The following is a 12,580-nucleotide window of genomic DNA, read 5'->3' as shown; positions in this document are numbered from 1 at the left end:
AGCAACCCCATCCATACCGACATGCTTTAAAACCTTGCGGCTTTTTTAGGGACACTCTATTGCATTACGCGGCTCAAAACCGCGCCGATCTGAAACGAAGGCCCAAGAAATGAAATATATAAGCACGCGTGGGGAAGCACCGGCTCTGGGGTTCAGCGATGCATTGCTCGCAGGTCTCGCCCGGGACGGTGGACTTTATCTGCCGCAGGAATATCCCCGGTTTTCACCGGAACAGATCCGCGCCCTGCGCGGAAAATCCTACGTGGATATCGCGCTGGCCGTGCTGACACCATTCGTCGACGGAGAAATCCCGCACGCGGACTTCCGCCAGATGGTGCATGAAGCCTATGGCACTTTCCGCCATGATGCGGTTTGCCCTCTTGTTCAGACCCGCGCGAACGAATTCGTGCTGGAGCTTTTCCACGGCCCGACGCTTGCCTTCAAGGATGTCGCCATGCAGCTCCTCGCGCGCATGATGGATCATGTCCTGGCGCAGCGCGGCAAACGCGCGACCATCGTGGGCGCGACTTCGGGCGATACCGGCGGCGCGGCAATCGAAGCGTTCGGCGGACGCGACAACGTGGATATCTTCATTCTCTTTCCGAACGGTCGCGTATCGCCGGTGCAGCAGCGCCAGATGACCTCATCGGGCTTTGCAAACGTCCATGCCCTTTCCATCGAAGGCAATTTCGACGACTGCCAGAACCTGGTGAAGGGCATGTTCAACGATCTCGCCTTTCGCGATGCGATGTCGCTTTCGGGCGTGAACTCGATCAACTGGGCGCGCATCATGCCGCAGGTGGTCTATTATTTCACGGCAGCGCTCAGCCTCGGCGCGCCGGACCGCGCAGTATCCTTCACGGTCCCGACCGGCAATTTCGGCGACATTTTCGCGGGCTATGTCGCCAAGCGCATGGGCTTGCCCATCGAACAGCTTGTCATCGCCACCAACGATAACGACATTCTCTCGCGCACCCTCGAAAGCGGCGCGTATGAAATGCGCGGCGTCGAGCAGACCACCTCGCCTTCGATGGATATCCAGATATCCTCCAACTTCGAGCGGCTTTTGTTCGAAGCGCACGAGCGCGACGCAGCGACAGTACGCGGCCTGATGGAAAGCCTGAAGCAGTCGGGCGGCTTCTCGCTTTCTGAAAAACCGCTTTCGACAATTCGCAGCGAGTTTTCCGCCGGACGATCCAGCGTTGAAGAAACCGCCGGGATCATCAAGTCCGTTCTTGAAGCGGACGGATATCTGCTCGACCCGCATTCGGCGATCGGCGTGAAGGTCGCTCGCGAAAAAGTGTCCGGCAATGCTCCGATGGTCGTGCTCGCAACGGCTCATCCGGCCAAATTCCCCGACGCCGTAAAGGCGGCCAGCGGCGTCGAGCCGAAGCTCCCGGCATGGCTTTCCGACTTGATGCAGCGAAAAGAAAGCTTCACAGTTCTTCACAACGAGCTGAAAATCGTGGAAGAATACGTTCGCCGCCATTCGAGAGCCTGAGGAACCGGCCCCCGAGACGAGAACAGAGCGGGAATGCAGGGAGCAGTTTGCTTATGGGTGTTGAAGTAACGCGTCTTCCCAACGGGTTGACGATAGCCACCGATACGATGCCTCACGTGGAAAGCGTGGCGCTTGGAATATGGGTAAAAGCCGGAGCGCGAAACGAAGCCGCCGACAGGCACGGCATTGCGCATCTGCTTGAGCATATGGCCTTCAAGGGCACGGAAAATCGTTCTGCATGGCAGATCGCATCGGATATCGAGAATGTCGGTGGCGAGATCAATGCCGCCACCAGTGTCGAAACCACGTCCTATTATGCCCGTGTATTGCGTAATGACGTGCCGCTGGCCATCGATATCCTGTCGGACATCCTGACCGCTTCCAGGTTCGACGAAGCGGAACTGGAACGCGAAAAACACGTCATCATGCAGGAGATCGGCGCGGCGCACGATACGCCCGACGATATTGTTTTCGACCGTTTCACCGAAACGGCTTACCGTCATCAGCCCATCGGGCGCGCCATTCTCGGCGAGCCGGATACGGTCATGGCCTTCACCTCCGCCGATCTGCGCCAATATATGGACGAACAGTACAGCGCCGACCGCATGGTCGTGACGGCTGCCGGCGGTGTCGATCACGATGCCTTCGTGAAAGAGGTCGAAAAGCGCCTCGGCGGTTTCCGCGCCCACAATACGGCGCCGGCGCTCGATCTTGCTCACTATGTTGGGGGCGACTTCCGCGAGAACCGCGAGCTCATGGACGCGCAGGTGCTGATCGGCTTCGAGGGACGCGCCTACCATGTGCGCGATTTTTACGCGTCGCAGCTCCTTTCCATGGTGCTGGGCGGAGGCATGTCCTCCCGCCTTTTCCAGGAAGTGCGCGAAAAGCGCGGCCTTTGCTATTCGGTCTATGCCTTCCATTGGGGCTTTTCGGACACCGGCCTGTTCGGCATTCACGCCGCTACCGGGCGCGACGAACTGGTTGAACTCGTTCCGGTTCTCATCAATGAACTTCACAAGGCCAGCGACTCCATCAGTCTGGAGGAAGTGGATCGTGCCCGCGCGCAATATCGAGCGAGCCTTCTCATGTCGCAGGAAAGCGCTGCGAGCCGTGCCGGACAGATCGCACGGCAATTCCTGCTTTATGGCCGGCCGGTCGAAAACAGCGAATTGATGGACCGCCTGTCCCTGATTACGCCGCAACGGCTGACCGACCTCGCCGGACGTCTGTTCCTGGACAGCAAGCCGACGATCGCAGGAGTTGGCCCTGTCGGCCGGCTGATGAACTTCGAAGGATTGTCGGATGCGCTTTCGACGAATGCGCATACGAGGAAGATTGCTGTTTAAGGGAATAAGTGATTAGGGGAGTATGTGATGTTGAACATTTTGTTTTTCCTATTCCCCTACTCCCCTATTCGCATACTCCCCTAACCCGTCATGATCAGCCTGCCGTTCCGCCGAAACAATCCGACTGTTTTGCGTGGGCAGCGCATCTATCTGCGCGAGCCGCTGATGAGCGATTATGCGAGCTGGGCCAGCCTGCGCGAACAGAGCCGGGCTTTTCTCACTCCCTGGGAACCGACATGGCCCGAGGACGATCTCACAAAGAGCGCCTTCCGCCATCGTATACGCCGTTTTCAGGACGAAATTTCTGCCGGGACCGGTTATCCGTTCTTCATTTTCCGCAATGGCGAGAACAAGCTGGTTGGCGGCATCACGCTGGGCAACATCCGGCGTGGTGTCGGGCAAAACGGCATGATCGGCTATTGGAGCGGTGCGCCATTTGCAGGCAAGGGATACATGACGGAAGCGCTATCGCTCATTATCCCCTTCGCATTCGATCAACTGCGGTTGCACAGGCTCGAAGCAGCCTGTATTCCCCATAATGTACGTTCGATACGGCTTCTCGAAAAAGCCGGATTTCAGAGAGAAGGACTATTGCGCTCCTATCTCAAGATAAACGGCTTCTGGCAGGATCACCTGCTTTTCGCCCTGATAGAAAGCGACAAACGTATGACGAATGGCCGCGTGATCAATGGCAAGGTTGAACGCTCGTGAAGAGTTTTGCAGAAAAATTGTCTGAAGCTGGCGTCCGCATTCTGGCGCTTATGGTCTTTCTGACTTTTTCAATCGTCCATGCATCGGCCATCGAACCCATCAAGATTTCGAAGGAAGACACGGCCCTCGATCTGTCACGCGCTGTCGAACTGTTGCGCAACAAGGGCGAAAGCGTGCAGGTCTCGACCGTGCCCGGCCCTGACGGTATTGTTCGCCGCATCGAGGTGCAGGCGGATCAGAACAGCAAGGCCTCGGGAGACTGGGCCGCTTTTTCGATCGCAAATCCCACCGACGAACAGATCGACCGCCTGATCGTCGCGCCACATTTCCGGCTCGTCGGTTCGGGCGTTATCTGGCCCGATCTCGGTTCTCCGCGCATCGCATCGATCACGCCGAGCGAAGGCTTTGCGCTGGATCGCCAGCCAAGCACCGACGCCGACGTTTTCCGCATCACGCTCAATCCGGGCAGTGTGATCACCTTCGTTGCCGAGCTTTCCTCGCACAATCTGCCGCAGCTTTATCTGTGGGAGCCGGAAGCCTACAAGGACGCCGTAAATTCCTACACGCTGTATCGCGGCATCCTGCTTGGCATTTCGGGTCTTCTGGCCCTGTTCCTGACCATTCTTTTCGTCGTCAAGGGGACTTCACTGTTTCCGGCAACGGCAGCGCTCGCCTGGGCTGTTCTGGCCTATATCTGCGTCGATTTCGGCTTCTGGAACAAGCTGATGGAGATCACGCCGGGCAATGAGCAGATCTGGCGCGCGGGCACGGAAGTGGCGCTTGCCGCCTCGCTTGTGATCTTCCTTTTCACCTATCTCAACCTCAATCGCTGGCACGATCATTTCAGCTATGGCGCGGTGACGTGGGTTCTGGGTCTGCTGGCGCTTGCAGGCGTGGCCGTGTTTGATCCGCCGATTGCCTCCGGCATTGCGCGCATATCGCTGGCGCTCACGGTTCTATCCGGCGTTGCGATCATCGGCTATCTGGCCGTCAAGGGATACGACCGCGCCGTCATGCTCATACCGGCATGGCTTCTCACGCTGATATGGCTCCTTGGCGCGTGGATGACCGTTTCCGGCCAACTCGACAACGATATCGTGCAACCCGCCCTTGGTGGCGGCCTCGTCCTCATCGTCCTGCTGATCGGTTTCACCGTCATGCAGCACGCCTTTGCGGGCGGAGCGCTGCAACAGGGACTTCTGTCCGACATGGAGCGGCAGGCGCTTGCCGTCATCGGCGCGGGCGACATCGTGTGGGACTGGGACGTACCGCGTGATCGCGTGGTAACGACGCCCGACATCACCAACTATCTCGGCAGCACCGCCAGCAGCCTGCAAGGTCCCGTCCGCAACTGGCTGCCTGCCATGCATACGGACGACCGCGACCGGTTTCGCTCGACGCTCGATGCCATTCTGGAAAACCGGCGCGGCCGCATCGGACAGATATTCCGCCTGCGCGCCAATGACGGGCATTATCACTGGTATGCGCTGCGCGCGCGACCGGTTATCGGTTCGGACGGCGAAGTGGTCCGCTGCGTCGGCACGCTGGTCAACGTCACCGAGCAGAAGAAGGCCGAGGAGCGCCTGCTGCACGATGCCGTGCACGACAATCTGACCGGCCTGCCCAATCGCGAGCTTTTCCTCGACCGTCTCAGCAACATCATGAATATGGCGCGCGGGGAAAGCACCCTGCATCCAACGGTGTTCATCATCGATATCGACCGCTTCAAACAGGTCAACGACAGTCTGGGCATGTCGGCGGGCGACACGATCCTGCTCACGGTTTCACGCCGCCTTGCGCGTCTCATGAAGCCGCAGGACACGCTGTCGCGCCTTTCTTCCGACCAGTTCGGTCTGCTGCTCGCATCCGAAAGCGATCCGGGACGTATCGCATCCTTTGCCGAAGCGCTGCGTCAAGCCGTGCGCGCACCGATTTCCTATGCGAAACGTGAAATCGTGCTGACGGCTTCCGTCGGCCTCATCACCTGGACGAAAACGGCCACGACGGCGGAAGATTTCGTGAAGGACGCAGAGCTTGCCATGTATCAGGCAAAGCGCTTCGGCGGCGACCGTATCGAACCGTTCCGCCCGGCGTTCCGCGCTATCGGCAGCGACAAGCTCCAGCTCGAATCCGATCTGCGCCGCGCGCTCGAGCGCGACGAGATCAGCCTCGTCTACCAGCCCATCGTCAAACTCGATGAAGGCACCATAGCCGGTTTCGAAGCCCTCATGCGCTGGGAACATCCGCGACGCGGTGCAATCTCGCCATCGGAATTCATCCCGATTGCCGAAAATTCCGGACTGATCATCCAGCTCGGACTTTTCGCGATGCAACGCGCGGCGGAAGACCTGTTCGCCTGGCAGGAACTTTTCCCGAAACTGGAACTCTTCGTTTCGGTCAATCTCTCCTCAACGCAACTCATTCGTCAGGACCTCATCAACGATGTCCGCTCGGTGCTGTCGCGCATTCATCTCAATCCGGGCAGCCTGAAACTGGAACTGACCGAATCCGTCCTGATGGAAAACCCGGAACAGTCCGCCTACGTGCTCGCCCGTCTGAAGACCATGGGTATCGGCCTCTCACTCGATGATTTCGGCACCGGCTATTCGTCGCTTGCCTATCTGACGCGCTTCCCGTTCGATATCATCAAGATCGACCGCTCCTTCGTGAAAGGCGACCAGCCGCAGAAGGCGACCTTGCTGCGCTCCATCGTCAGCATGGCGCATGATCTCGGTCTGGCAGTCGTCACTGAAGGTGTGGAGAGCGAAAGCGATGCGCTCCAGTTACGCCAGATGGGCTGTGAATATGTGCAGAGCTTCATGTTCGGCCAGCCGACCAGCCGTGATGAAGCGACCCGGATGATCCGCGAGCAACTGGATGCGGCAGCGGCTTGATAGCGGAATGAAAAAGAAGCGGATAAGCTAAAACAAGTTATTTTTAGCTTACTCCCTTACTCCCTTACTCCCTCATCAAGCATGGCCCGCATCGGATACGAGCCTGGACATATAGATGCCCATGTGAAGCATGAGGCGGGAATATTTGTCTTCGATGTCGCTATCAAACAGCATATCCAGCGGTGCATCGCAGGTAAGCCAGCCGTTTTCGGCCAGTTCCGCTTCAATCTGCCCCGGTGCCCAGCCGGAATAGCCAAGTGCCATCAAGGCGCGTGAAGGCCCCCTGCCGCCATAGATAGCGCGCAGAATATCGACGGTCGCGGTCAGACAGACTTCTTCGGCAACGGGCATTGTCGAATCTACCATATAGTCGTCCGAATGCAGCACGAAACCGCGCGTGCGGTCGACCGGCCCGCCATTACGCACCAACATATTCTGCGCCTTTTCCGGCAGGACAATCAGTTCATCCTCATCGACGACGCCAATCTGGCGCAGCAGGTCCGGAAACTCCACCGGCTGCAACTGGTTGATGATGAAGCCCATGGCCCCCTCGTCCGAGTGGGCGCAGATATAAACCACCGACCGCGTAAAACGCTCATCGCTCATTCCGGGCATGGCAAGCAGGAATTGCCCGTTTAGAAAGCCCTGCTCTCTGGTCGGCGTTTTGATATTCGACATAAGTATGAAGGTAGCAAGACTGCATAAAATAACAATGGTCATTTATGTCAAAGGCAGGCTTCGACGCGGGAAGCGTTTATATGAAACGGCAATCGCAATGGCTCTAAATGCCCGCAATCATTGCGACATTATCTGGCGGCATAATTGGGCTTGAAGCGGCCATTTTTTCGTTCCATCCTTCCTCCATGACTATTCGCATCCTCGCCCTCGCCTCCATTCTGCTCACCGTTCCGGTGCTTCCAGCCCAGGCATCGACCTCCGACTGGACGAAGACACCTGGCGGGCGTGTTCGTGTCATCATTGAGGATAATGGCGCGGGAAAAATCGGGGATCGCGAATTGCGAGGCGCTTTGCAGATAGAGCTTCAGCCGGGCTGGAAAACCTATTGGCGCAACCCCGGCGATGCGGGTGTCCCTCCCCAGATCAATATCGAGGGCGAGGCGAAGGCACAGATCGCCTTTCCCGCCCCTGTCCGGTTCGACGGCGAAGATGAAGGCGGCATCGGTTACAAGCATCCGGTCTCGCTACCGGTGACGTTTCGCCTGACACCGGACGACAAGCGTTTGAAAGGTCATGTTTTCCTCGGTGTCTGCGAAAAGATCTGCGTTCCCGTACAGGCGGCCTTCGATTTTCCGCTCGACGGCGAGAGATCACAATCGCCGTCACAGGCCACTGCCGCGCGGACCATCATCGAAACCGCATTCGACCGGCTCCCGACGAAGGCCTCTTCGGCATTCGGCATCAGCGAGGCAAAACGCGAACAGGACAAGGCGATCTTCGACCTCACCCTTCCCGACCCGACCGCCCCCGCAGAGCTGTTCGTCGCCAGCGACACGATCGGACTCTCCGATGTGGTTGCCGTCGATGGCGGCGAATCCGGCAGGCGCTTTGTCGCGCAATTGCGGGGACAAGCGACGAATACCGTTATCGATTATACGATCGTTCAAAACGGGAAGGCTGTCTCCGGCCAAGTGAAACTCGACTGAAGGCACAGCGTTTTTTCTGTCGCATCCGGTGGCGGTATCGGCGTTTTGAAATTGTCCCGCAGCCCGTTATCGGGTTAACTGTGCCGCCCGCGCTTCGCGGGGAGACTGGAATTTTGACAATCGGCAGCGGAACAGACGGCAACCCATCCCCCTGCCCTCAGGAGAAATCAGATGACGATCAAAGTTGGCGACAAACTGCCTGCAGCGACTTTCAAGGTGAAGACCGCGGACGGCGTCAAGGAGATGACAACCGATGAAGTCTTCAAGGGCAAGAAGGTCGTTTTGTTCGCCGTTCCGGGCGCGTTTACGCCCACCTGCAGCATGAACCATCTGCCGGGCTATCTCGAAAATCGCGACGCGATTCTGGCAAAGGGCGTCGACCAGATCGCCGTTGTCGCCGTCAATGACGCATTCGTCATGGATGCGTGGGCAAAAAGCACGGGCGGCGAAGACAAGATTCTGTTCCTTGCCGACGGTTCGGCCGCCTTCACCAAGGCTGCGGGCCTTGAACTCGACGCCACTGCCGGTGGCCTCGGCATCCGTTCCAAGCGTTATTCCGCCATTGTCGAAGACGGTGCAGTCAAGACGCTCAATATCGAAGATCAGCCGGGACAGGCTGTGACTTCCGCAGCCGCTGCACTCCTTGAACAGCTTTGAAAACAAATGGGGCGGCAAATGCCGCCCCTTATCTTACCTTCAATGATTTATGACCGTTATATTTGAACGGCTCCATCCCTTCGCGAGCCAATTCGTCGGCGCGTTCGTTTTCCGGGTGACCGGCATGGCCCTTGACCCAGTGCCAGTTGACCTTATGTGGCTTGCGCGCCTCATCGAGCGCCTGCCAGAGTTCCGCATTCTTGACCGGTTTTCTGGCCGCAGTTTTCCATCCGTTACGCTTCCAGCCCTCGATCCAGCCTGAAATACCGTCGCGGACATAGACGGAGTCCGTGTAGAGATCGACCTCACAGGGTTCTTTCAGCGCAGAAAGCGCCGAGATCGCCGCCATCAGTTCCATGCGGTTGTTGGTCGTTTCCGCCTCGCCGCCCTTCAATTCCTTGACATTGTCGTTCCAACGCAGGATTGCGCCCCAGCCGCCGGGGCCGGGATTGCCGGAACACGCGCCGTCCGTAAAGGCTTCGATCCGTTTCACGCAGCCACTCCCCGGCGCTCAAGACCATACTCGGCGGCGGTTTCGATCTGGCGATGGAAGCGCTGCTTGCGCACATATTCCATCGGATCTTTCTTCACCACGAAACTGCCTTCGGGAACGTTCAGCCAATCGTAGAGCCGGGTCAGCATGAAACGAATGGCCGCGCCGCGTGCGAGAATCGGCAATGCGTCGGCTTCCGCCATCGAGAGCGGGCGCACTGATGTGTAACCACGCAACAGCGCCGCACCCTTGGTGCGATTGTAGGAAAAATCCTTCTCGAAGCACCAGGCATTCAGGCAGACGGCGACATCGTAAGCCAAGATGTCCGTGCAGGCGAAATAGAAGTCGATGAAACCCGACAGCCTGTCGCCCAGAAAGAAAACGTTGTCCGGGAAAAGATCGGCATGGATGACGCCCTGCGGCAGATCGGTGGGCCAGTTCTTCTCGAGGAAATCGAGGTCGGCTTCGGCTTCGGCAACCAGACCCGGTTCAACCGAATCTGCGCGCTCACGCGAGAGGTTCCACAACGGGCGCCAGTCGGGAAGCGTCAGGCCATTACGACGATGCATGGCAAAATCCGCCCCCGCCAGATGCATCTGCGCCAGACCTACACCGACCGCTTCACAGTGCTCCACGGTGGGGCGGCGCATCCACATGCCTTCGAGAAAGGTAACGATCGCCGCAGGCCGACCGGCGAGGTCGCCCATCATCGCCCCGTCGCGGCGCACAACGGGCTGCGGGCATTCCAGCCCCCTCTTCGCCAGATGCCGCATCAGGCCGAGGAAGAACGGCAGGTCTTCCCGGTTGGTACGCTTTTCATAAAGCGTGAGAATGAAGGAGCCTGCGGTCGTGTGCAGAAGGTAATTGGAATTCTCCACCCCTTCGGCAATCCCCTTATAGGAAGTCAGCGTGCCGATGTCGTACTGCTGTAGAAAAGCGCCAAGTTCGATTTCGTTGATATCGGTATAGACGGCCATGCCGCTTATTTCCCCTGCGTCTGTTTCGGGATACCGACCACCCGGTGCTCCCCATTAACGAAAGCCATGTCCCGCACGGTCAGTTCCACATCGCGAATCGCACGGTTCACGAGGAAGTTCTCAGTTTCGACAATCGTCTCCGCCAGTTCGATCTTCACATCGAAACGCACCTTGAAGGCTTCCATGATTTCGTCGACGATGATTTCAGGTGCCGATGCGCCCGCCGAAAGACCGACAACGGATATGTCTCCAATCCTGTCCCACTCGATATCGGCAGCGCGCTGCACGAGCATCGACATGCCTGCACCCGCCTTTTCCGCCACTTCGACAAGACGCTTGGAGTTGGACGAATTGGGTGCACCGACGATCAGGAACAGATCGCAGCCGGGAGCCGCAGCACGCACCGCATCCTGCCGGTTGGTCGTGGCGTAGCAGATGGATTCCGCCGCCGGGGCCGCAAGATTGGGGAAGCGCGCCTGCAATTCCTCGATGATACCGGCCGTATCGTCCACCGAAAGCGTGGTCTGCGTCACGAAACCCAGCTTCTCCTCATCCTCGAAATGACAGTTTCGAGCGTCCTCGACAGTCTCGATCAGCGTTACCGCACCATCCGGCAATTGCCCCATGGTGCCAATGACTTCGGGATGACCGGAATGGCCGATCAGGATGACATGGCGGCCAAGGCGCTGATGGCGCATCGCCTGCTTGTGCACCTTGGAAACAAGCGGACAGGTAGCGTCGAGATAGAACAGGTTCTTGGCTTCCGCATCGGCCGGCACGGATTTCGGCACGCCGTGGGCGGAAAACACCACGGGCTGATCACGATGCTCGGCCGGAATCTCGTCCAGTTCCTCGACGAAGATCGCGCCGCGCGATTGCAGCCCTTCCACCACATAGCGGTTATGCACGATCTCGTGGCGCACATAGACCGGCGCTCCGTATTTTTTCAGCGCCAGCACGACGATCTGGATCGCCCTGTCGACACCGGCGCAAAAACCGCGCGGGCCGCAAAGACGGATTTCCAGAGGGGAACGTTGATCGGTCATTCGCTACACTCGTTCATGGGGCTGCTGGGCATTACTCGAAAATCATGCCCGGAGTTGGGCCGCAACGGGACCAATGTCAAGTCCCGCCGTTTTCCGCAGCCTGCTTTCGATAGCGCCAAAGCCACGTCCCGACAACTCCCGCCAGCGCCAGAGCGAGGCCATACCACGTTACCGCATATTGCAGATGATTATTGGGAAAATCGATGATCGTCACGCCGCCGATCGGCAACCCGCCAGGATTGGCCTTGTCGTTGGCATCGACGAAGAACGGCACGACCTCGTCGAGGTTGGGCAGATCGGCGCTTTCCGCCATCGCGGTCCAATCCTTCCAATAGAAAATATTCTTGGCGATATCGTTGTCCGGTACAAGGAAGGATGGCTTTCCAGACAACGGGTCGCGCGCCAGACCGGTCACGGTCACGGGACCATCGATCTGTCCGTCGGTACGGGTTGCAGGGTCTTTCTTTTCATAGGGGACGAAACCGCGATTGACGAGCGCAAAGCGCCCGTCCTCCAGCATGAGCGGCGTATAGACATAGTAACCGGCTGCGCCGTTGTGGGTGGCCAGAAAATGGCGCTCTCCCTGATGCATGAAAGTACCGGAAACCGTCACCGGGCGATATTCGACCGTCCCGCCGCTCTCGTAGATCTTCTCCATTTCCGACAATGGCAGCGGTGGTTCATGTATGCGCTGTTCGGTCGAGGCGATCAGCGCTTCCTTCCATTGCAGGCGCTCCACCTGCCAGGTACCCAACGCCAGCAAAATGGCGAGCGCCACACCGGATGCAACAACCACACCCCAGGGAAAGCGGCGCGATTGCCGGTCCGTGGTCATTTACCGTCATCCTGCCCGCCGTCTATACGACCTGGCGCTGCCTTGTTGCGATATTGCATGTTGATGAGAATGCCCTTGATGAGCCGCATTGCGACAAGGCTCAGAATAATCGCAAGCGGTACCCAAAGGATGAAATGTACCCAGAGCGGGGGGCCGACATTCACCTCCATCCACAAGGCCAGTCCGACCACGATGAAGCCGATGATCAGGATCACGAAGGCAGCGGGACCATCGCCGGAATCGGCAAAGGAATAATCCAGCCCACAGGCATTGCACCGGGGGGCAACTTTCAAAAAGCCGTCGAACAGTTTTCCTTCACCGCAACGCGGACAGCGTCCGGCAACGCCGCTCTTGATCGGATCGACCGTGGGATAGATATTCTGGTCCGGCATCGCACTTCCCCTTTTCCCTTATCCAGCAAACAAAAGGCGGCCATGTTGCCAGGGCCGCCTTCCA

12 protein-coding genes are annotated in these 12,580 nt (G+C 58.4%); 6 read left to right on the top strand and 6 right to left on the bottom strand.

What is annotated here, in order from left to right; all coding sequences use genetic code 11:
- Positions 1 to 109: 109 nt before the first annotated feature.
- The 4 genes from thrC to pdeA all read left to right on the top strand — a co-directional run bounded on the left by thrC (position 110) and on the right by pdeA (position 6,452).
- Positions 110 to 1,501, top strand: a complete 1,392-nt coding sequence (thrC, locus tag FHS76_RS16260) for a threonine synthase (RefSeq protein ID WP_183655021.1) — start codon at positions 110 to 112, stop codon at positions 1,499 to 1,501.
- 53 nt (positions 1,502 to 1,554) lie between these two features.
- Positions 1,555 to 2,847 (top strand): M16 family metallopeptidase, encoded by a 1,293-nt coding sequence (locus tag FHS76_RS16255; protein ID WP_183655019.1) that lies wholly within the window; start codon positions 1,555 to 1,557, stop codon positions 2,845 to 2,847.
- Positions 2,848 to 2,937: 90 nt separating this feature from the next.
- Positions 2,938 to 3,558, top strand: coding sequence for a GNAT family N-acetyltransferase (locus FHS76_RS16250; protein ID WP_183655016.1), 621 nt, complete (start codon positions 2,938 to 2,940; stop codon positions 3,556 to 3,558).
- Positions 3,559 to 3,608: 50 nt separating this feature from the next.
- On the top strand, positions 3,609 to 6,452 hold the full coding sequence (pdeA, locus tag FHS76_RS16245) for a phosphodiesterase PdeA (RefSeq protein ID WP_210306142.1): 2,844 nt from the start codon (positions 3,609 to 3,611) through the stop codon (positions 6,450 to 6,452).
- Positions 6,453 to 6,527: 75 nt separating this feature from the next.
- On the opposite strand, the gene FHS76_RS16240 is transcribed toward pdeA, so the two are convergent.
- Positions 6,528 to 7,130 carry a YqgE/AlgH family protein gene (locus FHS76_RS16240; RefSeq protein WP_183655010.1) on the bottom strand — a complete coding sequence of 201 codons (603 nt, stop codon included), beginning with the start codon at positions 7,128 to 7,130 and terminating at the stop codon, positions 6,528 to 6,530.
- A gap of 185 nt (positions 7,131 to 7,315) precedes the next feature.
- On the opposite strand from FHS76_RS16240, the gene FHS76_RS16235 reads away from it, so the two are divergent.
- Both FHS76_RS16235 and FHS76_RS16230 read left to right on the top strand, forming a co-directional pair.
- Positions 7,316 to 8,116 (top strand): protein-disulfide reductase DsbD domain-containing protein, encoded by an 801-nt coding sequence (locus tag FHS76_RS16235; protein ID WP_183655007.1) that lies wholly within the window; start codon positions 7,316 to 7,318, stop codon positions 8,114 to 8,116.
- 171 nt (positions 8,117 to 8,287) lie between these two features.
- The gene (locus tag FHS76_RS16230) at positions 8,288 to 8,773 is read left to right on the top strand and encodes a peroxiredoxin (protein WP_183655004.1); all 486 of its coding nucleotides are present in this window, start codon (positions 8,288 to 8,290) and stop codon (positions 8,771 to 8,773) included.
- Positions 8,774 to 8,801: 28 nt separating this feature from the next.
- On the opposite strand, the gene rnhA is transcribed toward FHS76_RS16230, so the two are convergent.
- The 5 genes from rnhA to FHS76_RS16205 form a co-directional block, all read right to left on the bottom strand.
- Entirely contained in the window at positions 8,802 to 9,266 is a 465-nt protein-coding gene (gene rnhA / locus FHS76_RS16225) for a ribonuclease HI (protein ID WP_183655001.1), read from the bottom strand.
- On the bottom strand, positions 9,263 to 10,243 hold the full coding sequence (locus FHS76_RS16220) for a homoserine kinase (protein WP_183654998.1): 981 nt from the start codon (positions 10,241 to 10,243) through the stop codon (positions 9,263 to 9,265). Before FHS76_RS16220 ends, rnhA begins: the two co-directional genes overlap by 4 nt.
- Positions 10,244 to 10,248: 5 nt before the next feature.
- Entirely contained in the window at positions 10,249 to 11,289 is a 1,041-nt protein-coding gene (ispH, locus tag FHS76_RS16215; protein ID WP_183654995.1) for a 4-hydroxy-3-methylbut-2-enyl diphosphate reductase, read from the bottom strand.
- Positions 11,290 to 11,365: 76 nt separating this feature from the next.
- Positions 11,366 to 12,124, bottom strand: a complete 759-nt coding sequence (locus FHS76_RS16210; RefSeq protein ID WP_183654978.1) for an SURF1 family protein — start codon at positions 12,122 to 12,124, stop codon at positions 11,366 to 11,368.
- A complete protein-coding gene (locus tag FHS76_RS16205) occupies positions 12,121 to 12,516 on the bottom strand; it encodes a DUF983 domain-containing protein (protein WP_183654974.1) in 396 nt (131 codons plus the stop codon). The genes FHS76_RS16210 and FHS76_RS16205 overlap by 4 nt, the downstream gene beginning before the upstream one ends.
- Positions 12,517 to 12,580 lie beyond the last annotated feature (64 nt).

It is taken from the genome of Brucella daejeonensis, assembly GCF_014199265.1.
Taxonomy (GTDB): Bacteria; Pseudomonadota; Alphaproteobacteria; order Rhizobiales; family Rhizobiaceae; genus Brucella; species Brucella daejeonensis.
The sequence above is the reverse complement of the archived record's forward strand: the minus strand, read 5'-3'. Positions and strand labels throughout refer to the sequence as shown.